This window comes from Mesorhizobium sp. WSM4822 (genome assembly GCF_055811155.1).
The window spans coordinates 31,304-56,055 of sequence record NZ_JBVVQM010000012.1 but is presented as its reverse complement, the minus strand read 5'-3'; the positions used below and the strand labels follow the sequence as shown (position 1 = coordinate 56,055).

Here is a 24,752-nt window from a genome sequence, read left to right as displayed (position 1 = left end):
CTTTCAACTCCCAGCCATAAAGGTCTCCAGCGGCAGGGTTGCGGTAGTTGGCGCAGCGATGGTCGGTCAGGTTCTGAGGGGGCGGTGGCGGCGCGCGTGCTGTCGTCGATCAAGGACGAGCGGCTGGTCGCCGAAAAGTCCTGTGGCCGCGGCGTGGGCAAAATCTCCGGCGACAGGGACGCCCGGTTGGGGATCTCGAGTTGGCGCTGTTTGCCGGCACGATCGCCGCCTATGCCCAAGGCTTCGCGGTGATGAGCGGCGCGTCGAAAAAATTCAACCGGAACCTGCCGATGCCGGTCATCGCCGAGATCTGGCGGGCCGGCTGCATCATCTGTTCGCAACTGCTGGATACGATGGCAGAAGCATTCGGCACTGGGGCCGCAGCCACCAACCTGTTGATGGCGTCGGCTTTCGTTTCCTTGATGCAGGAGGAACACCCGTCGCTTCGGCGTGTCGTGGCAAGGGCGGCCGAAGCCGGCTCGCCGGTGCCGGCGCTGTCGTCGGCGCTTGCCTATTTCGACAGCTACCCGTTTTGTCTCTGAGCCACCGAAGCGGCCGTTCAAACGAATAGGGTCCGACCGTCGCGCAGCACATGACATAAAAAAGCCCGCCGGCCGCCAGGCCAGCGGGCAGTTCTCATGGGGAAAGCACTGAATGGGAACAGTGCAACGGCCGAAGTTTGACAGCGCGATTTTGTTCCACCGTCCGTGATCAGCTTCGCGCCATTTGGCAAAAAACCGTACAGCAACCCTTTCCGGTCTGTTCGACTTCATGTGGGATGGCTGGCTATGTCTTCGACCTTTCCGACACCGCAGTGCCGACCGAGATCCTGGCAGAGCTGGCCCGTTCTGGGGCTGGCTCCCGTCTCGATCTGATATGCACGGTCTGCGATGCCAAAGGGCAGCGAAATCCAGCAATTCAGGGTAGCATTACGGGTTGCTGAGAACCGGGACGTGATGCTTCACCGGCCTGCCATTGAAAAACCCGCCACTGAGGGAGCAGTAACGGGCCTTCCCGGTGTTATCCTCGGCCAGGGAAATCGAGAGCGATCCAAACTTCCTTTTCGGAGGTTGCAGTGGGTCCGCCCCTACTGGCGGGCAGAGGCGGACCCGGCCAAGGCTTGGGGCCTCGGCCCGGCAGCGGGGGACGCTGCCGCCGTTTCCAACCTGCCTCGACATGTCAGGTTCCACTAATGCACTAAAAAGCCCGCCACCTTTCAGCAGCGGGCTTCCAAGCTGCAATTCTCTTGATAATCGATAATCCCGGAGACCCCGGATGAGCTGCGCGAAGCCGTCACCGACGACAGCCGCTCACGTTTCGTGAATGCGGGCTTCTGATAGCTCTTCTTCTTCGATCTACCCTTTGCCAATCCGCAATGTACCACTCTTTGCCTTCGACCAGTCGTGGCAATCGGCCGACAAAAAGCCCGCCACCTTCCGGAAGCGGGCTAGGATGCCTCACTGCTGGCCGGAGCGACTGCTCGCACCAGCGGCATCGGTCCAGGCGAGGCATCCGGCAATGACAGGCGTTGTGCCGACGACCAGGGCGCCGCGCGCGTGCAGGGTCATCAACCCGCGCCATGAGACCCTATCGACCGCCCAGATGGTGCCGCTGGCGTCGACCCACTTGAGGTCGGTGTCGGCGGCTTGAACCGCCCGCATCATCGCGTCCGGTTGCATCCCAGCTCGAAAGACGATGACGGAAGTGGCGGCACCGTTGAAGAGCGGGCCGGCGCCCGCAGCCAGTCCTGCAAGCAGGACGATGCTGGTCAGAGCCGCCGAGGCACCGCGTGCCGGTCCATCGCGGTTGGGCAGCACCAGCGCCAACAGCAGCGGCACGATTCCGAAGATGACCAGCCACCCAATATCCCAGGCGAGCGGCATGTCGCTGTTCATCTTGATCCGATGCAGGCCGAGCAGCCAATGGAACACAATGGCGTCCACCAGATGCCAGACGCCGAACCCGATGAAGGCTAGCCGAAGGATCTCGGTCGTCGTTCCGGCCCGCCCGCCTGCTGCCCTCGCCGCCACCAGTAGCACCGTGCCGGCAACGGCGAACACGTACATGAACAAGTGGAAGAGGCCGTCGGCCATGATCTGGAAGCGCAGGTCGGAACCCGCCGGGTCGGCGAGGCCCGAGAGAAGATGATGCCATTGCAGAATCTGGTGCAGGACGATGCCGTCGAAGAAACCGCCCAGGGCGAAGCCGAGCAGAAGCCAGCCGACTCTCGTTCCCGGATGGAGTTTCGCGGTGATGGTGTCCATATCAGGACGACTCCGCCGAAGCCGGAGAGCCAAGTCTGGTTAGCAGCTCCAGGTGCATCGCCCTGTCCGCCGTCGGGTCGTGGAGATCATGACGGGCCTCGATCCAGAAGGCCGTAATCAGCCCGCCGACCACTGTCGTCAGAACCAAAGTCCCAGCAATGACTGCCAGCATGGAATGTCGATCCTTCAACCGCGGGCACGCCGCGCCCGACCCGAACCTTGGCTTCTGCCGTATGTTCCCTCGCGTCGGGCGTTCTGGGGAGGAACAATCAACTGACATCATGGTTCGGATGCCCTGTTGGAAACTGGCTGAAGCGGAGAACGCTCATGAGTGAATATTCGGCGGCGGCTCCGAGCAGCCGCGGAGACCACAAGCCGCGGGGCATCACCCGCTGGCTGTCTTCGACAAACCACAAGGATATCGGAACGCTCTACCTGATCTTCGCCTTCATCGCGGGGGTCATCGGCATGCTCTTGTCGGTGGGCATGCAAGCTTCACGATGCTTCTTGGTGATCGCGCGATGGCACGCGCTTTCGACAATAAGGCCGGCCTCTTTATTGGCACGGAAATCGTAAGGCGGCTCAAAGAGGATGGCGGCCTGCATCCCGAGGTGGGCGTATACGTGTTGGGAACGGTTCAGGAGGAGATAGGATCAAGAGGCGCCCAGACAGCAGCCTTCAATCTCGCCCCGCATGTTGCGCTTGCGGTAGACATGGGGGTGGCCATGGATTACCCGCTCGCCAGGGCAGAAGACCAAGGTAAGTTGGACCTTGGGAAAGGTCCCGGACTCTCGCAAGGCCCAAGCACCAACCCCGTAGTGTTCGACCTTCTCAAAGGAGCCGCGGATCGTAGGGGTCTTCCGTATCAGTTGCAGGCCTACGGAGACAAAAGCCCGACCGATGCCCGCCTCCTGCAAACTAGCCGGGGAGGTGCCGCCACGGGACTCTTGTCCGTGCCTCTACGCTACATGCATACCCCATCCGAGGTTTTGTGTCTCGCCGACATCGAAGCGACGATCGAACTAGTGTGCGCGTTTTGCCGCGATGTGCGTCCCGACACGGATTTCACCCCATAGCGCGCCATGGCCTCGCGGATCCACTGCGTCACTCGATGCAATATGGAACAATCCTCGCAGGCGGATGTTGGGCAAGCCAACCCCCTGGAGGACTGCCGATGTTCATGCACAACAAGCGCCTGCAATACACCGTCCGCGTTTCGGAGCCTAATCCCCGCCTGGCCTGCATGATCATGGAACAATTCGGTGGCGCCGATGGTGAGCTTGCGGCGGCGATGCGCTATTTCACGCAAGGCCTTGGCGAGGATGATCTTGGCCGTCGCGACATGTTGCTCGACATAGCCACTGAAGAACTCAGCCACCTTGAGGTGGTGGGATCGATCGTCACCATGCTGAACAAGGGCCTCAAGGCACAACTTGCCGAAGGCCAGATGAAAGAAGCGGACCTTTATCTGATGATCGGCGCCAGCGGTACCACAGCCAAGGAATCGATCCTGTTCGGCGGTGCTCCCGCGCTGTGCGACTCAGCCGGCGTTCCCTGGACCGCGGCCTACGTCGACTCACGCGGTGAACCTACCGTGGATTTGCGGTCGAATATCGCCGCTGAAGCGCGCGCCAAGATCGTTTACGAACGCCTCATCAACATCACCGATGATCCGGGCATCAAGGACGCGCTCGGCTTCCTGATGACACGCGAGATCGCTCACCAAAAATCGTTTGAGAAAGCACTCTACGCCATCGAAAACAATTTCCCGTCAGGCAAGCTCCCAGGCATCGAGAAGTACGCCAGCATGTACGTCAACACCTCTCAAGGTGACGGCGACACCAATGGTCCATGGAATTCCGGCGAAGAGTGGGATCGGATCGATGACCTTGAAGAGGTGATGCCCGTCGACGGCGGAGACGGCTTGGCAACCGTCAAGATGGGCGCCAGAGACATGAAGGTGGTGGCCAAGATGGCCGACCGTACTCTTTCTGATCCGGCCTCCGATCCGGTCACAGGCGCTGATTTAGGTGCGGGCCCGGGAGCTGGCCGAACCAAGAACGCGGATTTTGGCGGCTCGGCAAGCATTCAGGAGGCCCCCGCCGTGGCAGAGGCTGCTGTCAAACGCGCACGTAAGCGTTAGTTTAGAGCTGACATCATTGCGGGGCAACTATGTTCGGCGATGATCAAGAAGCTAAGGACGAAAGCAGGGGCATCCGAGTGGCAGCAGCGGACTGGCCGGAGTGCTCGCTATTGGTGAAAAGTGGGTGAAGCACAAATGGCCACCGCCGCACCACGATCCGAGTCGGAGCATGCGGGACAGTCGGAGAAGGTCCGTGCCTACGGTTGCGAGAACCGTTGCATTGTCGCAATCGGAGCCTCGGCGGGGGGGCTCGACGCGCTGAAGAGACTTGTCCGGGATATTTCGCCGGACATTCCGGCGGCCCTCCTCATCGTACAGCACGTCGGCCTCACGAGTTACCTCGGCGACATTCTCGGTCGCGCTGCAAGCGTGCCCGTAGCGAATGCCGCCAGCGGCACGAAGGTTAAAAACGGGCACATCTTCGTTGCACCGCCCGGAGCTCACCTGCTTTTTACATGATGATCACATGCTGCTGCGGCGCGGGCCGCGGGAGAATTTGGCGCGCCCTGCCATCGATCCCCTTTTTCGATCAGCGGCCTGCAGCTTTGGCGGCAGCGTGATTGGTGTCGTGCTCACGGGCAGCCTCTCCGACGGGACCGCCGGCTTGCGCGCCATCAAGACTTGCGGAGGGGTCAGCGTGGTCCAAGATCCCGACGATGCTGCAGTACCCGATATGCCGCTGAGCGCCTTGCAGAATGTGGAAGTCGACCATTGCGTCGCCCTGTCCGAAATGGCTGGCCTGTTGCGCAGGCTTGCTTCCGAACTCGCAGGGCCGACACCAGAAATCCCGCCTGTCATCCGCCTTGAGGCTGCGATCGCTGCTCAGGAGCACAGCACAATGGAACAGACAGAACGCCAGCTTGGCACCCCCTCGACATTTGTCTGCCCCGAATGTCACGGACCGCTTTGGGAGATCGAAGACGGGCCGATTACCCGTTACCGTTGTCACACCGGACATGCGTTCGGAGCGGACGTTTTGATGCAGGCCCAGGCGGACGATGCGGAACAGGCCCTTTGGAGTCTTCTAAGAGCGCACCAGCAGCGGGCCGAGTTGGCGAAACGGACGGCGAAACGCGAAGCCGCTCGGGAAAGACATAGCTTGGCCAGCCAAATGGCTACGCGGGCCGCGGAACACGAAGCCGACGCGAAACTTGTTGAAGAATTTATCCATCGTCGAAGGCCGTGACAAAACACACGCCCCGACAACCATGAGCTCATCTCGGTCCGGGCTCACGGTACCGGCTTGGCGGCGTCACTTGCCGGAGACCATGATCCCCCACAGAGACAGCAAGGGTGGTCAACATGAGTCATTCTTCAAATATCCTTCAATGCCGGCGGCAACAACGATATTACGTCACATTAGCGTCACGGACGTCGCGAGGGCGTTCAACAGAAATTCCGAACCATCTCCACCCGCTCCAAAACGCCCACTTCAGCAGAAATGTCTGGGAATTACCAAGCCTCGGCTATCCGGAACAAGATACCCGACAGCAGCTTTGGCCAATCGAGCTAACGCTCGTGTCGCGGGTTCACCAATTGAAGTATGGCGCCGCGAACGAATGCGGCCTCGGCCGCCAGGAGAAACTCGATGTTTGCAGATGAGATTGCTGCAAGACGCCTGAAAATGCTGGTCGAGCAATATGTCGAAACCAGAAAAAGGCAACATGACGTCATTTCTACCTCGACGGCAGAAGCCGCCATTCGGGAGGTACTCCCGAACTGCCGATTTCCGGAAGAGCCTTTGATGACATGATAGCAGCCAGCGCCACCGCATATGGTCTCGGCGTGCGGTTTGACAGATCGATCACAACGGAGAGTCCTGGCTGAGTAAGCCATTTAGGAGTCACGCGGCCCGCGTGGATATCCATGCTTGGTGCGTTTCCGACGCATTCATGCCGCATTTGAAAGTCGGGGCTATGCGAGCGACCTTGCCGACGTAGCGGGCTCTTGAAGAGGCAGGCAATTGGAGGGTACTGACAAACTAGCTACCGCCACACTGCTTCCGGCATCAAAGGTGCCGGATCGCAACGCCGCATGCCGACAGCATCGATGGGCCGGAGATGAACGGCAAGGACGCCTGTGCAGTTCGCCAAGCACCTTCGGGTCCGGAGAGCCTGCACTGCAGCCTAGCTAGCTCTTCGAAATAGGCCGCGAGATCGTCATCAGCATTCGCCGGCTCTGAACATTGGTGATGTTGTGGAACCCGCGGTGATGTTGTGGAACCCAGCGCAAGCCTCACATCGCTGCTTCCTGCTCCATCTCTTTCATGTCCTGAAAGCGGTCCGCAATCCGTGGGTGAACCCGGCCGCCGTCCGCAGCACCGATGGCAACGACAATCTCGTCGGCAGCCGGGCCGTCGGCGATCTGGAAGTTGGCGGTGATGAAATGCGAGCGGCGACCGTTCTCGCTCTTGTGCATCATCGGCAGCGATAGCAGCGCGCCCGGCGCGTTGCGGGTGTTACAGAATTCGAGATAGGTCGTGCCGCCGACGGCGTCGCGGAAGACATTGCCGAAGCGCAGCGTATGGATCATGGCGGAGGCATGCTCGATCTCGCCGGCGGTTCCGACGGCGGCCGCCTTGCCGTAGCTTTCGATGCGTTCCGCCTGCATCAATCCAATCAGGCGGCTCGTGAGTTCCTGCCCCAGCCGGGGCGCTATGGCGACAATCTCCGGCTGCAAATCCTCGACGAAGCCGCGCCCGGCCCATGGGTTGCGCAGGACGGCTGCCACCACGATCGACGTTACCGGCCTTGCACCCGCTTTGCCGCCTTCGATGTGCACTTCCTCGATGAAGGTGCTGACTTTTCGCAATTCCATGATTTGGCCTCTCCAGGTGGAAGCTCAAGCTAATGCACGCCAACCGTCGGGTATTCCTCCGGTTCGTAGGAAGAAACGGCGTGCGTCCCGCTTGGAAGCGGTGTAGCGTTCGTATATCCGCGACGGCTTAAATTCGCCCTTCGCGAGCGGCGGAAGATCAGGCGTGGACCACGAGTCGCAAATTCTCTCCTTGCGGGATGCCGCCAGCCTCATCAATTCGGGCGGCGATCTCCAGTCCGTGCTGCGCCATCTCGTGCTGGCGGCCTGTCGTCATGCCCAATGGACTCTAGGCTCGATCATGGGCATCGACGCCCCCCACGGCCACGCCTATGTCATCGTGCGCCACGACCCGACGCTCATTCACCGCACGTTGCCGGACCGTTGGGAGCTGGCCACCAGTCCCTCGATCGTCGCGCTCAACCGCAACGAGCCGGTCTACATCAGGGACGCGCGCGTATCGGAGGAGTTCCCGGGCTACCGCCGAGAAGCCTTCGAGCGCGACTACCGCAGTGTTCTGGTCATGCCGATGAACTGCGTCGACGAAGACGGCCGGCCGATGGTGCTGACCGTCGTTTCGCGCGAGATCACCGAAGTGACGGCGCAGGATATCGCCTTCATCGGCATGATCGTGCATCTGGGTGAGATCGCGGTCGAGAAGCAGCATCGGCTGCGCCAGGAGAAGCAGGCCGGCGAGCGTCTGCAGCGCGCCCTCTCGGCGCACACCTCGCTTCTGCAGCAAGCCTTGTCGGACGGATCGGTGGCCTCGCTCGCCGAAAAAGTCAGCGAGCTGCTACCCAATCCTGTGGTGGTGATCGATTTCCATGCCAATCTGGTTGTCGCCGGCCGTTCCCCGAGCGAGGCGCATTTCGACACCGCCTCCTGGCAGCAGGCGGTGAGCGGAACGCTCAGCCGGCAAATCTTCAAGATAGCTCGCGGCGCGTCCGACGGGCGTCACACCGAGACGCTGTTCGTCGATGACGGCAAGCGACAGCTCAAGCTTTCGGTGCGCATCGAGCCGCTTAGCATCGACGCCGAAGTGGTTGGCGCACTGATGATTTTCCCGACGCCTCACGAGTCTGGTCAACTCGATCAGATGCTGCTCGACAGCACCAAATTCGCCCTCAGTGTGCAGATGATGCGCAGCTTCGTGCGCTTCCGTTTCGAGACGCGCTCGCTGACCGAGCTTTTCCTGGAGGTGGCGGAGCGCCGCTGGCGCGACGAGGCCGATATCGTCAATCGCGCCCGCCGGCTGGGGCTCGACTTGACCGTTGCACAGAAGATGATCGTCGTCGACCTCGCCGAACAGGACGGTGCCATCGGCCTTGCCGATCCGCATCATGAGGTCATGCGTCTGCTGCAGCAGGCCGGCATTGCCGGCACGGCAATCGCGGTGGAGGATGGGCTTGTCTGTCTTGTCCCGGCCGATACCGGGCAGGATGGCGCGCGCTTCGCGAAATTGCCGCACAAGATTGCGGCCGGGCTTGGCCGCTATTTCGAAGGTGAGCCGGTGGTTGTGCTTTCCGAGGCCTGTGCCGCGCTGGTCGATTATCCCATCGCCTGGGAGCGGTGCCGCCGCATGATCCGGATCGGCCGTGCCTTCGGACGCACCGGCGTTTTTGCCGGCCAGGATTTCGGTCCGTTGCCGATATTGGTCGCCGCTGCCGACGCTCCGGACGTGCGCGGCTTCGTCGACGAAAGTGTCGGCGCCCTGATCGCGCATGACCGCGAGCACGGCACGCCCTATCTGGAGACGTTATTTGCCTATCTGCGCGAGGGCTGCCGCAGCCAGGCCTGCGCCGACGCCATCGGCCTGCATGTCACCACCTTACGCTATCGCCTGTCGCGCATGGAGGACCTGTTCGGCATCCGTCTCGACACGCCCGAACAGCGCTTCGCGGTTGAACTCGCGATCCGTCTCAGCGGCATCATCGACAGCCGCACGCCGACAGCCCGTTAGACTCTGTTGACCTCGCCACCACTGTTTCGACGCGGCAGCCGCCGCAAGTGCAGGCGCGCTGCGCCTGCACTTGCTCGGGATGGCAGCAGCACGCCCCGACATCTTTCCTACAGACCGGAGGAAGAAGGCCGGCCGTCTCTTGCCTAGCTTTCATCCGACACTATGGGAGGAAAGCAATGGCGGACGCGGTGGTACACAGGACGATCGACCCGATCGCCTTGCGTCGTGCCTTCGGCACCTTCGTCACCGGCGTGACCGTCATCACCACGCGCGACTGCGACGGCAATCCGCGCGGCATGACCGCGAACTCCTTTACCTCGGTCTCGCTTGACCCGCCGTTGCTCCTGGTCTGCGTCGCCAAGGCGGCGGCGAGCTTTCCCGCATTCAACGAAACACGGTCCTTCGCGGTCAATTTCCTCCATGAAGGCCAGGTCGACGTTTCTTCGGTGTTCGCATCCAAAGCGGCGGACAAATTCCAGTCGGTCAACTATGACCGCGCCCACACCGGCGCGCCGATCCTCACCGACAGCCTGACATGGTTCGACTGCACCGTTCACAACCGCATCGAGGCCGGCGACCACATCATCCTGATCGGCCAGGTCCAGGCTTTCGGAACCAGCCCATCGGCGCCGCTCGGGTTTTGCCGCGGCCGTTACGCCAGCGTAAAGGATCCGCTGCCTGCCGGCTGGCTGGCCTCGCAGGACATGATCATCGGCTATCTTGTCGAAGCCGGCGACCGCATCCTCTTGCGCACCGATGGCAAGGGAAGTTGGGTGCTGCCGACGGCGCGGCGCCGCAAGGCCGACAGTCAGCTCGTCCTCGATGGCGGCGAGGCGCTGACCCTCGTCCCTGAAAACACCTTCCTCTATTCGGTCTTCGACGTCGCCGACAGCGACCCGGGCTATCTCATCTACCGCGCCGAACTGAGCCGTGAGAGCGCTGAAGCAGCACTTCCGGATGGCCACGCCTTCTTTTCCGTCGACGCGCTGCCCTATGAGCGGGTCGCCACCCATGAATTGCGCGCCATGCTGCGCCGCTATGCGCGGGAGCGCCAGGACAAGCGCTTCGGCATTTACATCGACACCGGCGACGGCGGCCGCGTCGCCATGATCGACGGCCAGTCGCAATCGTGGACGCAAGCCGCATCCGAATGATGCTTCACCCAGGACAGACAGCATGAAAACGACGGTCGAATCGCTCGAAGGCTCACGCCAGAACCTGTTCATCAACGGCGCGTTCGTGGCGCCGAAAGGTGGCCAGTACATCGACAGTTTCGATCCGACCACCGGCAAGCCCTGGTACCAATTCGCAGAGGCCAATGCCGAGGATGTCGGCGCGGCCGTGGAGGCGGCGCGCCTAGCTTTTGCCAATCCAGTCTGGCGACGCATGACCCAGACCGACCGCGGCACGCTGGTGCGCCGTTTGGGGGAACTGGTGCTGGAGCACGCCGACGAGTTGGCGCTGATCGAGACCCGTGACAACGGCAAGCTGCTCAAGGAAATGCGGGCGCAGATGCGCGCCATGCCCGACAGCTACACCTATTTCGCAGGGATGGCCGACAAGCTGCTCGGCGACACCATTCCGGTCAACAAGCTCGACATGCTCAATTTCAACCTGCGCGAGCCGATCGGCGTCGTCGGCATGATCACGCCATGGAACTCGCCGCTGATGCTGCTCACCGGCACGCTGGCGCCATGCCTGGCGCTCGGCAACACGGTGGTCGTCAAGCCGTCCGAGCATGCCAGTGCCTCCACGCTCGCGCTGGCCGAGCTGATCATGGAGGCCGGCTTCCCGGCCGGCGTCGTCAATGTCGTGACCGGCACCGGCGCCGTGGCGGGGGACGCGCTGACCCGGCACCCTGGCATCGCGAAATTCGTCTTCACCGGTTCGACGGCGACGGGCCGGCGGATTGCCGCCAATGCGGCTGAGAACCTCATCCCCTGTTCGATGGAACTCGGCGGCAAGTCGCCACATGTCGTCTTCGACGACGTCGACATCGACCATGCCGTCAACGGCGTCGTGTCCGGTGTGTTCGCGGCGGCTGGGCAGACCTGCGTCGCCGGTTCGCGCTGTTTCGTCGAGGCCAGCGTCTACGATCGGTTCGTCGAGGCGCTGGTCGAACGCACGCGGCGCGTGCGGGTCGGGCTGCCGATGCTGGAGGAAACCGACGTCGGACCGCTGGCGCTGTCGGTGCAACTCGCCAAGGTAGAAGGCTACGTCGCCTCGGGCGTGCGCCAGGGCGCGCGGATTGCGGCCGGCGGCAAGCGGCCGCAGGCGGATGAGCTTGCAGGCGGCTGGTACTTCGAGCCGACCGTGATGACCGATGCTGACAACGGCATGGACTTCATGCAGGAGGAGCTGTTCGGTCCTGTCGTCGGCGTCATCCCGTTCTCGTCGGAAGACCAGATGATCCGTCTCGCCAACGACACCCGCTATGGCCTCGCCTCCGGCATCTGGACCCGGGACATCAACCGCGCGCTGCGTTTCGCCAGGAATGTTGAAGCCGGCACCGTCTGGATCAACACCTACCGCGCCTCGTCCTTCATGTCCGCCAATGGCGGCTTCAAGGAGAGCGGCTACGGGCGGCGCGGCGGCTTCGACGCCATGGAGGAGTTCTCGCGCCTGAAGAACGTCGTCATCGACTACTCGGGCGCCATGCAGGACCCCTTCATTATCCGCCTTCGCTGACCAACCCGACGCACTGGGGAGACCGACATGAAATTCGCCGTTTCGCTGACCATGGAACGCTTCTCGCCCGACATGCCGATGTCGAAGGTGAAGAGCAATCTCCTCGAGTTGGCGCGCCTGGCCGACGAGGGTGGCTTCGAGACGCTGTGGACGGCGGAGCATCACACGATCGAATGCACGATCTCGCCCAACCCCCTGATGACGCTGACCTGGCTTGCCCAGCATACCGAGCAGATCCGCCTCGGCACCTCGACGCTGGTCGCGCCCTACTGGAGCCCGATCCGGTTGGCAGGGGAGGCGGCACTTTGTGATCACCTGACCGGCGGGCGGCTGGAGTTCGGCATCGCGCGCGGTTCGTACCAATATGAGTTCGACCGCATGGCCGGCGGCATGCCGCAGCAGGAAGGCGTTGCCTATCTGAAGGAGCTGGTGCCGGCGGTGAAGAAGCTGTGGGCACAGGATTATGCCCATGACGGCGATTACTGGAAGTTCCCACTCGCCGCCGGCGTGCCGAAGCCGCTACAGAAGCCGCATCCGCCGATCTGGGTGGCCGCGCGGGACCCGGGAACCTTCGACTGGGCGGTCGGCATCGGCGCTTCGATCCTGTCGACGCCCTTGTCGGCGCCGGCGGCCGAGATCGCCGTGCTCGGCGAGAAATTCCGCAAGGCCGTCGCCGATCATCCAGAGGTGCCGCGCCCGCGCCTGATGATGCAGCGGCGCACCTGCGTCTACGAACGAGCGCAGGATTGGGAGATCGCGGTCGGGCATGCCATTGACTATGGCCGCGCGTTCGAGAACCTGTTCCAGAACATCGGCACCGTGCAAAACGGCTTTCCCGAAGCTATCCCCTACGAGAGCGTCAAGGGCAAAGACAATTACAATCCCGAGAACATCCGTCGCAACCTGATGTTCGGCACGCCCGACGAGGTGATCGAGAAGCTGCTCGACTATGAAGCCGCGGGCGTTGACCAGTACTGCCTCGGCCTGACGTTCAACCTGCCGTTCGAGCTGCAGAAGAAGACGATCAAGCTGTGGGTCGACGAGGTGATGCCGGTCTTCGCCGCGCGCGAGCGCGACAGGGCGCGCCAGGCGGCGAGGGCGTGACCATGGCGCGCTCCGGCCAGCTCGATGTCGAGGGCGTGCTGCTCAACTGGCGCCTTGAGGGTGAGGGTGGGTTGCCGCTGGTCTGCATCCATGGAGTCGGCTCCTATCTCGAAGCCTGGAGTGGCGTGGCGGGCCAACTGAAAGATCGCTTCTCGGTTCTCACCTTCGACCTGCGCGGCCATGGCCGCTCCAGCCGGATCAAGGGCCGTTACGAGATCGATGATTTCGTCAAGGAAACGCTGGCGCTGGCCGACCATGTCGGGTTTGCCGCCTTCCATCTGGCCGGGTTTTCACTGGGTGGCCTGATCGCACAGCGCCTGTCGCTGACGCATGCCGAGCGCCTGAAAAAACTGGTGTTGCTGTCGACGGTCGCCGGCCGCACGCCCGAGGAACGGCACGCGGTGCGTGGCCGGCTGGCGGCGCTGATGGCGAGCGATGCCTCAGTGCATCATGCAGCCTCGCTGTCGCGCTGGCTGACGGAGGATTTTCAGGACAGCAACCCGGAGGTCATCGCCGAGTTGCGCCGGCGTGACGCTGAAAACGACCGCGACTGCTATGCGGCCGCCTATCGCGTTCTGGCCGAGACCGATTTCGGCGGCATTCTCGACCGCATCACCTGCCCGACGCTGATCGTGACCGGGGAGGACGATCAGGGCTCCAGCCCGCGGATGGCACGGCTGATGCACGAACAGATGCAAGGGTCGCAACTCGCCATCCTGCCCGGACTTCGTCATTCGATCCTGATCGAGGCGCCGGCTCGGGTTGCCACCCTGATGGGCGATTTCCTGATGGACGCTGACCGCGGGAAAGGGGGCGGCGCCGATGAATAGCAGCCTTCGCGATGCGAAAGCGAACGCCGGACACCACTGGCTGCACGACACCTCGCAGGGAGCGGGCCGAGACCTTCCCTGTGATCGGGGGAATGGCGACGGCAAACATCCTCCGCGACATCGGAAGACCGGACCGGCCACGACGTCGCTAAATCGGCGGGCCTTGGGAGAGGACGCCGACCAGGTCGGCACGAAATTGGGACGTCACGACCGGCTGAACGGAAGTGACTGCAAGGAACTGAACAACAACAGGGGAATACGGATATGACATTCTGGAACAGACCACAGCTGACGTTGGCCGCGATGGCGCTTGCGCTTGGCGCATATCCTGCTCACGCAGGCGCGGTGCTCGACCGCGTTTTGGCGGCCGGCACGCTCAAGGTGGCGACCGATGCCAACTGGGCGCCGCAGTCCTTCCTGAATTCCAGCAACGAGCTGGACGGCTTCGATGTCGACGTCGCCAAAGCCATCGGCAAGCACCTCGGCGTCAAGGTCGAGTTCATCACGCCCGGCTGGGACATCATCACCGCCGGCCATTGGGCGGGGCGCTGGGACATGCATGCCGGCTCGATGACGCCGACCAAGAAACGCGCCGAGATCTTCGATTTTCCGGCGGTCTACTATTACACGCCGGCGGCCGTTGCCGTGCACAAGGACAGCAAGGCCAAGACGCTGGCAGATCTCGACGGCAAGGTGGTCGGCGCCACCAGCACCTCCACCTTCGAGGCCTATGCCAAGAAGGATCTGACGCTCGACGCCGCCGGCGCGCCGCCATTCGAGTACAAGCTCAACCCGAAGGAGGTCCGCTCCTACGAGAATTCGACGACCGCCTTTGACGACCTCCGCCTCGGCGACGGCGTGCGCCTGGACGCGGTGGTCTCTTCGCTACCGTCGATCCTCGATGCCGAGAAGGCCGGCTACCCGATCAAGCAACTAGGCGATCCGGTATTCTACGAGCCGCTGGCGATTGCCATCGAACGCGGCGATCCCGAACTCTCCGCCAAGATCGGCGACGCCGTGAAAGCGATGAAGGAGGATGGCACGCTGAGCAAGCTCTCCGAAAAGTGGTACGGGCAGGATTATTCGAAGACCAACTAGCCCCTTTCAAAGGCGGCCTGCCCCCCGGCAGGCCGCCGAACAGCCGGTGCTCAAAGATGCTCTATCCCGATACCGTCGAAGCCGAAATCCTCGTCCACAAACCCTGGTTCGTGGCTACGATGTTCGGCGTCGTTCTGCTTCTCTTCATGGCTTTCAACATGTCGAGCACCAGCTTTGCCGAACTGATGCGCCCCGTGATCGGCGAACCGTCGGTGAGTGGCTTCTACGGCCGCTTTGCCATTGCTTTTGCCATAGCGGTGATCTTCACCTTGAACGTCGTGCTGATCGGCTTCGCGCCGCTCAAGTTCCAGATCGGCATCGTCTGGCTCGAACTGCTGCTCCTGTTCATCGCCTTCTTCGAAACGTTCCATCTCAGCCTGCCCTTTATCAGGGAGAAGCTGCCGTTCCTGATTAGCCAGGGCGTTGTCACCACACTCTACGTCTCGGCCATTTCGATCGTTATCGCTTCCGTCATCGCCGTCGCCGGTGCGGTGGCCAAGCTTTCCAGCAATGGCTTCGCCTACGCCATCGCCAGCTTCTACACCTCCTTCTTCCGCGGCCTGCCGCTACTCATGCAGGTCTATCTGATCTATCTCGGGCTGCCGCAGCTCGGCTTTGTCATTGATGCGGTTCCGGCCGGCATCCTGGCGCTATCGCTCTGCTACGGCGCCTACATGACCGAGATCTTCCGCTCCGGCATACAGAGCATCGATCGCGGCCAGTGGGAGGCGTCGCGCTCCATGGGCTTCGGCTTCACGCTGACCATGCATCGCATCATCCTGCCGCAGGCATTGCCGGTCATCATTCCGCCAACGGGCAACCAGTTCATCTCGATGCTGAAGGATTCCTCGCTGGTCTCGGTCATCGGCGTGTGGGAGCTGATGTTCCTGGCGCGCACCCTCGGACAGAAGACCTTCCAGCACATGGAGATGCTGATCTCGGCAGCCATGATCTACTGGATGCTGTCGATCTGCCTCGAACTGGTCCAATCGCGGATCGAACGGCATTACCACAGGAGCAAGGTGCGATGAGCGCTCCGGCCATCATTGAAGCCAAGTCCGTTTCCAAATGGTACGGCCAATTCCAGGCGCTGAAGAACATCAACCTGATCGTCCACAAGGGCGAGCGGATCGTGATCTGCGGGCCCTCGGGTTCCGGCAAATCAACGCTCATCCGCTGCTTCAATCGCCTGGAGGCGCATCAAGAGGGCGACATCGTCGTCAACGGCGTTGCCTTACATGGCAAGATGACCAACGTTGCCGCCGTGCGCTCCAACGTCGGCATGGTCTTCCAGCACTTCAACCTGTTTCCGCACATGACGGTGCTGATGAACTGCATGGCCGGCCCAATGTGGGTGAAGGGCGTATCGGAAAAGCAGGCGCGCAAGACCGCACTGAAGTTCCTTGAGCGGGTCCGCATTCCCGAACAGGCGAACAAGTTCCCCATCCAGCTGTCCGGCGGACAGCAGCAGCGCGTGGCGATTGCCCGCAGCCTGTGCATGGAACCGGCTGTCATGCTGTTCGATGAGCCGACCTCCGCCCTCGATCCGGAAATGGTCTCCGAGGTGCTAGAGACGATGACGGGATTGGCTCGGGACGGCATGACCATGGTGTGTGTGACGCATGAGATGGGTTTTGCGCGTGCGGTTGCCGACCGGGTGATCTTCATGGACGCTGGGCAGATCGTCGAGGAGGGCACGCCCGACGGGTTTTTCGGCCACCCGCGCCATGATCGAACCAAGTTGTTCCTCAGCCAGATACTGAAGCATTAAACTTCCAGAAAAAAGCTGCGTGGATGCGCTGGACGAACGGCCCGTGCCTTTCCTCAACCAGCAGCGCGCGGGTGCCGCGGATTCACCACGCCATTTTTCCTGTCCGTTTCTTCGTTTGCGCGCTTCAACGATTTCTCGGCACGTTTGACGCGCAACCTTGAACTGCCAAGTTCGAAATCAAGAATTTCAGCCATCGTTCCGCTTCCTATGCGGTTGCGGTCCCTTCGGCTGATAATTACGGCTGTTCTGTTTGGTTCCGGCCAATCGCGACCCGGCTCCAGATTTTACAGGAGCCAGGCCGATCTGGCCCTGCCGATTTAAATCTCTCCGGCAATGGGCTTGAGCGCATCTTCTGTCGCAGGCTCCAGCGGGACGCCGGCGACGTTCCGGAGCAAAGCGGCGCACCGAAGGACGATCTGAAATCCGCCCCGGGACATATCCGCGATGCGATCGACCGCGCTTTCAAGCTTTCGCGCGATAGATAGGCGCGCCGATGATCATGGAAACCTTCGACCATGTCCACTCGAGGAGGTTTCAAGTTGTTTGGGGAATGACATGTGCTGGCCAAGTGGCCTATCTCACGCATCGCCAGCACCTATGCGATTGCCAAGACGGCTGTGCCGGCGTGACGGTCCACGAACTCGAATAGCGATCCTGGGGACCGCTGGATGTCGCAAATTGCGCCGTTCGCAACGTCGCGGCGGAGGTAGGTCCGGTTTGAGTCGAAAGCTTCGGTTGCGGTCGAATGAGCAACCGCCCTATGTGATGCGTCATGAACCCATCGGATCGATCTTTGAATGAGCAAATTAGCCACAAGGCGCGCATTGCTGCTCCTCAATCCAAAGGCGCGGCGCGGCCAGGAGATGATCGCCCCGATTGTGGAGCGGCTGGAGCGCGGCCGGCTTTCCGTCACTGTCGAAACGTTCGAGGCCTTGCCGGAGATTGCCAGTGACATAGTTCGCCTACGCCAAATGGCCGACCTTGTGGTCGTGTGCGGTGGCGATGGTTCGGTGTCGGCGGCGGCGATGGCTGTAGTGGAAAGCCGCCTGCCGATGGGCATTATCCCTATGGGAACGGCTAATGACCTCGCTCGCACACTCGACATCCCCATGGATCTTCTGCAGGCCGCTGACGTGATCGTGCGGGGCCGACTTCGGCAGATCGATATCGGCACGGTCAATGGCAATGCCTTTTTCAACGTCGCGAGTATCGGACTCAGCACTGAACTGGCGAAGGGTCTAGATCCCACTTTGAAGAAGCGTTTCGGCAGGCTCGGCTATGCGCTGGCGGCGGTTAAAGTGTTGACGCGGGCCACGCGGTTCCACGCGAAGATTATTGAGAAAGGCGCAGCGACCGACGTCGAAACCTACCAGATTGCGGTGGGAAACGGTCGTCACTACGGGGGCGGCAACGTGGTGGAAGAGACGGCCGAGATCGATGACGGACATCTCGATCTCTATAGCTTGGAAATGACGAACCTCTGGAAACTGGCGCTGATGCTCCGCTCCTTCCGTTCTGGAACGCATGGCGCCTGGCGAGAGGTTCGGACGGCTAGGTGCGTCGAGTTCGACATCGAGACGGAGAAGCCGATGCCGGTCAACACCGATGGTGAGATCGTCACCTCGACACCAGCTCATTTCAAGGTCCACCCAAAGGCGATCTCGGTCTTTGCGCCTCCGCCCGTGGGCATTCGACGTCGCACAGAAGGAGCATTCGGTGCGGACCTTTGATTTGTCGGGCGACCATCCCGGTGTCAAGGCTGCGCAATAGCTCGTCCGGCCGCCGAGGCATGCATGATTATCGTGTTCTCGACGCGCTTCAAAGGCGCCTTCCACGCACCGCGGGTATTCTCCAAACGCTCGCTTAGAAGCAGGGCCAAAGATTTGTTGCCCTTCGCCGCTCGAATATTAGCAACCTCTTGACGATCGCCAGCCGCGCTCCAGAATCCCTCACATGGTGCGGGAACAGACTGGCATCGACTTTGGCCACGAGGTGACGATAGGCGTCACCCATCTGGAACTGCTCGACGACCGTCGGGCCAGCGTCGGCGTTGCGACCTACAACTTCCTCTTCTCGATCGACACGCCGAAGAAGGCAACGGCGCCGGACAAGTTGAACCCCATCGGACACGCCCCGCCGGTTGACAATGAAGATGGCAAGGCCACGGTCGGCGGTTTGGTCACGGCGGAATTTGGCCCCCATCAGAGGATGGAAACGTGCCGCGCCGGTGCTCTGCTATGAGAAAATCCGGGACTGAGAATCTCGTCACGGCCATCAAGAGCCCCCGCCATGCACCCTCGAAAGACCACCCAGAGCAGTTCGAGATTTTCCCCGACTACGGCTCGACGATCAACAAGCGCCACATGGTAGCGGCAGCGGTCGTGACAGTCCCGCTCCTGTTCGGTGTCGCCGGACTTGCTATTCGTTATGCCGCTGTTGCTTCAACGTTGGCGGAACCAGGCTTCGAGTCTTATGCTCGTGCGCTCTGCCGATGGGATTGCCACTGGTATCTGGATATTTCCGAACGCGGCTACGAGCGCTTTCCCATCCCAAACCAAAGCAACGTCGGACGATGGGGCTTCTTTCCATTCTATCCGATGCTGGTAGCGGTGATCCGGGCGATTTTCCCCTTCGCCACGATACTGGTCGCGACGATCACTTCGATTGCATGCAGCTACGCCGCGTGTCTGGTGGCATGGCCGCTGTTGGAGAAGAACATGCGGGCCTATGTACTGTACTGCGCTTTTCTGCTTAGCGGCCCGTTCTCCTTCCACTTCACAACTTTCCTTTCCGAACCTCTTTTCGTGCTCCTGACCTCGATTGTCTTCCTGGCACTCAAACGCTCCAGCTATCCCGTCGCTGGCGTCTCGTCAGCGCTCCTCTCGGCAACGAGGCTCGTTGGGGTCCTTGTCGTCTTTGCGACCGTCATTCAAATGTTCCAGCAGCATCGCGAACGGGGCGGCTCACCACTCTCCTTTCCGCGTTGGGTGCTCGGTCGACCGGATCAGCTCGTCGCTATCTTTATCTCGCCTGCCGGCTTGTTTGCCTACATCCTGTTTTTGTATGTCACTGTCGGCGACGGCTTTGCCTTTCTGCACGTCCAACGCGCCTTTGGACGAGTGGCTGGGAACCCGCTCCTGTTTCTATGGGACGGACTCTCAGCATTTCCCAAGACCGGGTGGCTGCCCACGGCGCCGCAATGGAGTGCGCTCGCAGCGATCGTCGGGCTGGCGCTATCAGTCGTGCTGGTGGCTCGCAAGCAATATGGCGCTGGGGTCTTCTGCGCGATCTGCATTCTCGTGCCATTGATAACGAATCTGGCCTCCATGGTCAGATACGTCATTGGGCTGGCGCCTCTTATAATGTTGATGGCCGTCCTGTTGTCGGCGTCGAAACTGACCTGGCTCGCCGCTTTGGTTCTCTTCCTGGTCGCCTGCTATTTCATGACGGTGGCATGGATTGGGGGCTACCTTGCTTTGGTCTGACACCCTCAACCCCCATGGACGCGCTATCTCGCTTGGCGCTTACGCGCTCGCCGCGGTTCTGGCCGTGTCCGAACTCGCCATCCTTGCGCTGGCTCTCCATCCGAATGTCCACGCCGACTATCGTGCCTATTACATCGACCGCACGACGACATGCCTCAACCGCGATGCCATTGGCAGCTACTCACTCGGCCAGACAGTGTCCTTCCGGTCCGATGGCGCCAAACGGGTTGCCGGCATGAAAGTTTGTGGCTGGTCGGGGCCGGCAGCCGACGGCACGCATTCGCTGGGCGAGACCTCGCGGCTTCGCCTGCAGATACCGCCGCTTCGCGACGGTCTCAAGGCAACGCTACAAATGGCCGCTGTCATTCGTCCGCCACAGATGACGCAGAGGGTAATAATCTCGGTGCATGGCGTGTCCGTGCATAAGGTCACACTGTCGGGCAAGCAACCGATAACCGTCTCGTTCGTCATTCCGCACGCAGCTTTTTCGGACGCCAGCACGTTCGAAATGACCTTTGACTATCTCGACGGGATCCCGCCCAGCCAGGCCGCCAGCGACATTTACAAGCGCTCCATCAAATTGGTGTCGTTTCGACTGGACGCCATTTAGAGCATTATTGCCTCTGGCGGGAGCGATTGCCGTGCCGACCGGGAATGCGTCCGGCAAAAACCCACCGGTCAAGCACGAAGAAATTGATGCCGGGGACAAGCAAGCACGTAATCAGCACGGGAATGATGAGCGGCAAGCCCAGCTTTACCGTCAGCAACGCCGGCGCCCCATAGGCAATGGCCAAGCCTGTTGCCCCCAGCAGGAGAAAACGCGGAGCTTCAGTTCGATGCGATCGGCCCGACACGAACGTCAGGGATTTGTGGGCTAGATACGAAAACAGGGTGGCTGCGGCATATGCCCCAAGCGAGGCATGGATGGGCGTTAAACCGAGCCATTCCGATTTGGAAAAAGCAGCAACCAAAGCGGCATACAGAAGTGTGGCAGCGATGCCGACCAGGCCGAAGCGTGCCAGTAGCTTCAGGGAGTCGTCGCCGGCAGGCCGATGCTCATGCATGCGCACTACACGCATACTGTGCCCCCAGCGGCAGGGGGGCGAGCGCGCGCTCGACTTTTCGGGCCAAGGACCTGCCCGACGGCAGCAGCAGGAAGTGCTCGGATCGGATGTTGCTGAAGCCTGCTTCTTGAAGGAGGGACGCTGTTTTGGCTGCGCTGAGCAGCACCGCGTCATGGTCGAAGGGACACCGGAACACAGCCAGACGCGTCAGCGGGTTATAGGGATTGTGCTCGATGATGCAGGCGACACCGCCCGGGCGCACGACGCGCCGCATCTCGCGCATGAACCCGAGCCAGGAAGCTGGCGGTACATGATGGACGACGCAGCTGCCGAAGGCCAGATCAAAGACCCCATTGTCGTATGGCAGGTTCAGGCTGGTGCAGGCCCTGTATGTGACGCTCGGATTTTCCTGCCTCGCACGCAGGATCGATTCCTGCGAGATGTCGCAGCCGTCCAGGGACTCGAAGACGCCTTTGAGATAGGGATGGAGCGCACCTACGCCGCAGCCGACATCAAGCGCCCGCACATCCGAGCCGGCATGACGAAGCACCCGCTCGACCACAACGCGTCGCAGCAACTCGGCCTTCGCCATGAGAAAGAAGTCGTGCTTAAGCCCTGAAAAGCGGATCGATCCCTGGACCGTCTCACCATAATTGAATCTATAGCTGTCGAAGGGTTCGGACATTGGCCGGGACTCCAATCCGGGATTTTCGAGGCGGGCGGCGGCTCTTGCCGGGGACGGCAGACATGGCCCGGTCGAAGCCGGTGAGGCGATCGATCACGTAAAGCGGGCGCCGTTTTACTTCGGCGTGGATGCTGCCGACATACAATCCGACCACGCCGGTCATGAAGAGGTTGATGCCGCACAGGAGCGACACGATCATCACGGTGGATGTCCAGCCGGCAACAATGCCGGTTTCAAAGGCCCAGGCGTAGATGGCGTAGGCACCAAAGGCTATGGCCAGCGCAGAAATGGCCAAGCCACCCCAGAGCGCCAGGCGCAGCGGCTGCTCCGAGAAGCTGACGATGGCGTGCACAGCAAGATGCACCATCTTCCAGAATGGGTATTTGGTCTGGCCATGGGCTCGTGCCGGGCGCTCGAAAGGCACCGACGCCTGCTTGAATCCCATCCAGCCAAACATGCCCCTGACGAAGCGATCCTGTTCGGGCATCTGCCTGAAAGTTCTCAGCGCTTTGGGACCGACCAACCGGAAATCTCCAACGTCGCGCGGAATGTCAACGGTCGTCATCCTTTCCAGCAAGCGATAGAAGAGACTTGCCGTGAAGCGCTTGAACCAGGATTCGCCCTCGCGTTTGACGCGCCGGGCATAGACAATTTCGAAACCTTCCTTCCACTTCGCCACCAGATCGAGAACCACCTCGGGTGGGTCTTGGAGATCGGCATCCATGACGATGACGGCATCCCCCTGGGCGGCGTCCATACCGGCTGTGATTGCTATCTGGTGCCCAAAATTGCGGGAAAGCTCGATTAGCCGAAAACGAGGCTCGGCGGCGACCACACGCCGAAGGTAAGTGACGCTGCCATCGCTGCTTCCGTCATCGACGAAAATAGCCTCTGTCTCACCGTCCAGCTGGTGGATTAGCAACCTGATCCGCTCGATCAGACGAGGCAGCACTTGTTCCTCGTTGTATATCGGCAGAACCAGCGAGTAGCGCAGCGACACGTTCGCTCTCATCCCGGCACTTTGGATTACAGAGGCCTCCATGCCGATCAAATGAAACGCCAGCCTCAAAGTTCCATAAGGCATTACTAATTTAATTAGTTGTTGCAGGCGGGTGGCGAGCTGTTCGTTCTGAACGGCTTCGGTCTGATTTGGGATGAGATATCGTTTCGCGCGCCGGCGGAGCAATGCGCTGTTTCGCAATCATTGTCGGGCAAGTGGCCGCCTTGCCAGCTCTTGTCAGCGCGTCGGCGCGCGATAATTTTTGAGGGGAAGGGACTTCGACCAAAGGAGCCGACGATGGAACACCAAACTTTAAGCCAACTGCAGACAATTGCAGAAGTAGAACCCCTGTCGACATACCCGATCATGACCCGGCAACAGCGCATTGAGCGCTGGGCAGAGTTGCTGGAACAACATCCCGAGCGACGCCTGACAGCGCTTACCGGCACTGAGTATCTGAAGCGGGAAGCTCGCGACGCAGCGCGCGGTGAGGGCTCGCCAATTACTGTGGCCTTCGAGGACCCGCTACTACGTGCGTTAGGCCTGAAGGATGACACCTATGGGGCAGCAAAGCGCTTCTTCGAACTGTCTGACGGGGAGTTGCATGACATCCTCTGCAGTTGCCATGTCGGAACCACGTTCAGAGGGCAGTGGGCTGCCGCTAGAGTCCGCCGGGCAATCGGAGGGAACAGGTTTCTTAAGTGGCTTAGAGAGAGAATGTGGCACTGAGGTCGCCAAGGACGGCGATTGAAGCTCGTTTCAAGCGAGGTGGATGAACGATTGGGGCGCCAGTGGAGCGCCGTGTTGACGACGGGGTCGGCGCCTGTCCCACGGCTGTGCAGACGGGTGGGGCGCTCCTCGGTCCCAGTTTACTCGCGGTGCGTTCCAGCATGGCTGCAATACTCCAGGGGCAGGATTCTGGAATCCTGTTTGCGGCTAGCATCACCACGTGAAAACATCGATCGTTCGCCATCTGCTGCGCTAACCTCAATCTCGGCGGCGCCTGGCCTGTATGGCAGCAAAGGTGACTGGGCGAAAATCCCAGGCGTCGACGCCGACGTCGTGCTGGCGCGTCATTGGCTTCAGCCGGCCATGAGAATGGCCGTGCAGGTTTATCGATTTCTTGCCGATCTTGTTCCAGGTGCGGAACGGGTAGTGGCAAAGAACCAAGAAACTGCCCTCGACAGTTAGCTCCTTGTAGTGTTGCACGCTAGCCCAAGCCGAAGCGCGGAGCGTTACCATGCCGTCGTTGTTGCCGATGATCAGGTGTTTGGTGCCGTGGAGGCAGGACAGCAGCGAAGACACTGTCTCGGCCGATCCCTTGGCGAAGTCGCCGAGGTGCCAAACCTCGTCATTTGGAGCAACAGTCTCGTTCCAAAGTTCAGTCAGTGCCTGGTCGTGGGCCACCAATGAACTGAAGGGGCGGGGGTCGAGCCGCAGAATGCGGGGATCGTTGAAATGCGTGTCGGAGGTGAAGAAGATCATGCGCCGCCGCTGGCTGAGATGAGCGCTCGACGATCGCTTCTAAGTTCGGTTGCCGGAGCGGCTTTGGGGTCCATCATCGATCCTGATTTGGGCTTCCCTGAGCATCTTGAGTGCCTCTTCCTTGGTGAGGCCGCACTTGCGCGCAAAGTAGAGAGCTTCGATCGCCTTTTCACGATCTGTGGCTTCTGTGTGCTGTTTAGGCTTTTTACCCATCGTTCTCTATCACCTTTGATGCCACCGAGCCATCACGGTGCCGGGTTGTTCCCGCGATCACCTCGTGCGCCCCACGGTAGTAGGACAGCGAGAAGCCTTGCCTCTGCCTTTGCAAGGTTGCCATGGCGATCCGGAACCTCGAGGCATG

27 protein-coding genes and 2 pseudogenes are annotated in these 24,752 nt (G+C 61.2%); 20 read left to right on the top strand and 9 right to left on the bottom strand.

Going from position 1 to position 24,752, the window contains the following annotated elements; translation table 11 throughout:
* Nucleotides 1-75: 75 nt before the first annotated feature.
* A pseudogene (locus AC0L3E_RS25275) lies at nt 76-527 on the top strand (NADP-dependent phosphogluconate dehydrogenase); the annotation flags it as partial.
* Nucleotides 528-1,457: 930 nt separating this feature from the next.
* Here the strand turns inward: AC0L3E_RS25275 and AC0L3E_RS25270 are convergent.
* Both AC0L3E_RS25270 and AC0L3E_RS25265 read right to left on the bottom strand, forming a co-directional pair.
* Nucleotides 1,458-2,264 (bottom strand): DUF2243 domain-containing protein, encoded by an 807-nt coding sequence (locus AC0L3E_RS25270; protein WP_473605865.1) that lies wholly within the window; start codon nt 2,262-2,264, stop codon nt 1,458-1,460.
* 1 nt (nt 2,265) lies between these two features.
* Nucleotides 2,266-2,436, bottom strand: coding sequence for a hypothetical protein (locus AC0L3E_RS25265; protein ID WP_127321693.1), 171 nt, complete (start codon nt 2,434-2,436; stop codon nt 2,266-2,268).
* 155 nt (nt 2,437-2,591) lie between these two features.
* Between AC0L3E_RS25265 and AC0L3E_RS25260 the strand changes: the two are divergent.
* From AC0L3E_RS25260 to AC0L3E_RS25235, 6 genes and pseudogenes are all read left to right on the top strand, one after another.
* Nucleotides 2,592-2,759 (top strand): annotated as a pseudogene (locus AC0L3E_RS25260) (cytochrome c oxidase subunit I); the annotation flags it as partial.
* Nucleotides 2,760-2,785: 26 nt separating this feature from the next.
* A complete protein-coding gene (locus tag AC0L3E_RS25255) occupies nt 2,786-3,340 on the top strand; it encodes a M20/M25/M40 family metallo-hydrolase (protein WP_473605863.1) in 555 nt (184 codons plus the stop codon).
* A 98-nt stretch (nt 3,341-3,438) separates the two neighbouring features.
* Nucleotides 3,439-4,407, top strand: coding sequence for a manganese catalase family protein (locus AC0L3E_RS25250; protein WP_127332300.1), 969 nt, complete (start codon nt 3,439-3,441; stop codon nt 4,405-4,407).
* 135 nt (nt 4,408-4,542) lie between these two features.
* Nucleotides 4,543-4,866, top strand: a complete 324-nt coding sequence (locus AC0L3E_RS25245) for a chemotaxis protein CheB (protein ID WP_245470335.1) — start codon at nt 4,543-4,545, stop codon at nt 4,864-4,866.
* Nucleotides 4,867-4,873: 7 nt separating this feature from the next.
* A complete protein-coding gene (locus AC0L3E_RS25240) occupies nt 4,874-5,593 on the top strand; it encodes a chemotaxis protein CheB (RefSeq protein ID WP_245470334.1) in 720 nt (239 codons plus the stop codon).
* Between the two features lie 402 nt (nt 5,594-5,995).
* A complete protein-coding gene (locus AC0L3E_RS25235) occupies nt 5,996-6,160 on the top strand; it encodes a hypothetical protein (protein WP_245466509.1) in 165 nt (54 codons plus the stop codon).
* A gap of 482 nt (nt 6,161-6,642) precedes the next feature.
* Here the strand turns inward: AC0L3E_RS25235 and AC0L3E_RS25230 are convergent, their stop codons facing one another.
* Nucleotides 6,643-7,224, bottom strand: a complete 582-nt coding sequence (locus tag AC0L3E_RS25230) for an amino acid synthesis family protein (RefSeq protein ID WP_127332298.1) — start codon at nt 7,222-7,224, stop codon at nt 6,643-6,645.
* Between the two features lie 163 nt (nt 7,225-7,387).
* Here AC0L3E_RS25230 and AC0L3E_RS25225 point away from each other — a divergent pair, with 163 nt between their 5' ends.
* The 8 genes from AC0L3E_RS25225 to AC0L3E_RS25190 all read left to right on the top strand — a co-directional run bounded on the left by AC0L3E_RS25225 (nt 7,388) and on the right by AC0L3E_RS25190 (nt 16,672).
* A complete protein-coding gene (locus tag AC0L3E_RS25225) occupies nt 7,388-9,181 on the top strand; it encodes a helix-turn-helix domain-containing protein (protein WP_473605861.1) in 1,794 nt (597 codons plus the stop codon).
* 176 nt (nt 9,182-9,357) lie between these two features.
* Nucleotides 9,358-10,335, top strand: coding sequence for a flavin reductase family protein (locus AC0L3E_RS25220; protein WP_127322470.1), 978 nt, complete (start codon nt 9,358-9,360; stop codon nt 10,333-10,335).
* A 22-nt stretch (nt 10,336-10,357) separates the two neighbouring features.
* Nucleotides 10,358-11,869: an aldehyde dehydrogenase gene (locus AC0L3E_RS25215; protein ID WP_127332292.1), complete on the top strand. Its 1,512-nt coding sequence runs from the start codon at nt 10,358-10,360 to the stop codon at nt 11,867-11,869.
* Between the two features lie 27 nt (nt 11,870-11,896).
* Nucleotides 11,897-12,973, top strand: coding sequence for an LLM class flavin-dependent oxidoreductase (locus AC0L3E_RS25210; RefSeq protein ID WP_127380198.1), 1,077 nt, complete (start codon nt 11,897-11,899; stop codon nt 12,971-12,973).
* A 2-nt stretch (nt 12,974-12,975) separates the two neighbouring features.
* Nucleotides 12,976-13,803: an alpha/beta fold hydrolase gene (locus AC0L3E_RS25205; RefSeq protein WP_473605954.1), complete on the top strand. Its 828-nt coding sequence runs from the start codon at nt 12,976-12,978 to the stop codon at nt 13,801-13,803.
* A 264-nt stretch (nt 13,804-14,067) separates the two neighbouring features.
* Complete coding sequence (locus AC0L3E_RS25200; RefSeq protein WP_473605860.1) at nt 14,068-14,901, top strand: transporter substrate-binding domain-containing protein; 834 nt, start codon at nt 14,068-14,070, stop codon at nt 14,899-14,901.
* Between the two features lie 56 nt (nt 14,902-14,957).
* The gene (locus AC0L3E_RS25195) at nt 14,958-15,932 is read left to right on the top strand and encodes an amino acid ABC transporter permease (protein WP_473605859.1); all 975 of its coding nucleotides are present in this window, start codon (nt 14,958-14,960) and stop codon (nt 15,930-15,932) included.
* Nucleotides 15,929-16,672, top strand: a complete 744-nt coding sequence (locus tag AC0L3E_RS25190) for an amino acid ABC transporter ATP-binding protein (RefSeq protein WP_127321601.1) — start codon at nt 15,929-15,931, stop codon at nt 16,670-16,672. The genes AC0L3E_RS25195 and AC0L3E_RS25190 overlap by 4 nt, the downstream gene beginning before the upstream one ends.
* Nucleotides 16,673-16,725: 53 nt before the next feature.
* Here the strand turns inward: AC0L3E_RS25190 and AC0L3E_RS25185 are convergent, their stop codons facing one another.
* Nucleotides 16,726-16,866 carry a hypothetical protein gene (locus AC0L3E_RS25185; RefSeq protein WP_473605858.1) on the bottom strand — a complete coding sequence of 47 codons (141 nt, stop codon included), beginning with the start codon at nt 16,864-16,866 and terminating at the stop codon, nt 16,726-16,728.
* A 603-nt stretch (nt 16,867-17,469) separates the two neighbouring features.
* On the opposite strand from AC0L3E_RS25185, the gene AC0L3E_RS25180 reads away from it, so the two are divergent.
* From AC0L3E_RS25180 to AC0L3E_RS25165, 4 genes are all read left to right on the top strand, one after another.
* Complete coding sequence (locus AC0L3E_RS25180) at nt 17,470-18,402, top strand: lipid kinase (protein WP_128307173.1); 933 nt, start codon at nt 17,470-17,472, stop codon at nt 18,400-18,402.
* Between the two features lie 223 nt (nt 18,403-18,625).
* A complete protein-coding gene (locus AC0L3E_RS25175) occupies nt 18,626-18,913 on the top strand; it encodes a hypothetical protein (protein WP_127318158.1) in 288 nt (95 codons plus the stop codon).
* Nucleotides 18,910-20,157 carry a hypothetical protein gene (locus AC0L3E_RS25170; protein WP_127331612.1) on the top strand — a complete coding sequence of 416 codons (1,248 nt, stop codon included), beginning with the start codon at nt 18,910-18,912 and terminating at the stop codon, nt 20,155-20,157. Before AC0L3E_RS25175 ends, AC0L3E_RS25170 begins: the two co-directional genes overlap by 4 nt.
* A complete protein-coding gene (locus tag AC0L3E_RS25165) occupies nt 20,144-20,767 on the top strand; it encodes a hypothetical protein (RefSeq protein ID WP_127318154.1) in 624 nt (207 codons plus the stop codon). The genes AC0L3E_RS25170 and AC0L3E_RS25165 overlap by 14 nt, the downstream gene beginning before the upstream one ends.
* Nucleotides 20,768-20,771: 4 nt before the next feature.
* Here AC0L3E_RS25165 and AC0L3E_RS25160 read toward each other — a convergent pair whose 3' ends face one another.
* From AC0L3E_RS25160 to AC0L3E_RS25150, 3 genes are read right to left on the bottom strand one after another with little or no spacing between them, the layout of a single operon-like run.
* Nucleotides 20,772-21,236 (bottom strand): GtrA family protein, encoded by a 465-nt coding sequence (locus AC0L3E_RS25160; RefSeq protein ID WP_127266457.1) that lies wholly within the window; start codon nt 21,234-21,236, stop codon nt 20,772-20,774.
* Nucleotides 21,214-21,906 (bottom strand): class I SAM-dependent methyltransferase, encoded by a 693-nt coding sequence (locus AC0L3E_RS25155; protein WP_127318152.1) that lies wholly within the window; start codon nt 21,904-21,906, stop codon nt 21,214-21,216. The genes AC0L3E_RS25160 and AC0L3E_RS25155 overlap by 23 nt, the downstream gene beginning before the upstream one ends.
* The gene (locus tag AC0L3E_RS25150) at nt 21,881-22,918 is read right to left on the bottom strand and encodes a glycosyltransferase family 2 protein (protein WP_164761561.1); all 1,038 of its coding nucleotides are present in this window, start codon (nt 22,916-22,918) and stop codon (nt 21,881-21,883) included. The genes AC0L3E_RS25155 and AC0L3E_RS25150 overlap by 26 nt, the downstream gene beginning before the upstream one ends.
* A 285-nt stretch (nt 22,919-23,203) precedes the next feature.
* Here AC0L3E_RS25150 and AC0L3E_RS25145 point away from each other — a divergent pair, with 285 nt between their 5' ends.
* Complete coding sequence (locus AC0L3E_RS25145) at nt 23,204-23,635, top strand: hypothetical protein (protein ID WP_127318150.1); 432 nt, start codon at nt 23,204-23,206, stop codon at nt 23,633-23,635.
* Between the two features lie 258 nt (nt 23,636-23,893).
* On the opposite strand, the gene AC0L3E_RS25140 is transcribed toward AC0L3E_RS25145, so the two are convergent.
* A complete protein-coding gene (locus AC0L3E_RS25140; protein WP_127266460.1) occupies nt 23,894-24,391 on the bottom strand; it encodes a metallophosphoesterase family protein in 498 nt (165 codons plus the stop codon).
* Between the two features lie 39 nt (nt 24,392-24,430).
* Nucleotides 24,431-24,604: a hypothetical protein gene (locus AC0L3E_RS25135; RefSeq protein WP_127331618.1), complete on the bottom strand. Its 174-nt coding sequence runs from the start codon at nt 24,602-24,604 to the stop codon at nt 24,431-24,433.
* Between the last annotated feature and the right edge of the window lie 148 nt (nt 24,605-24,752).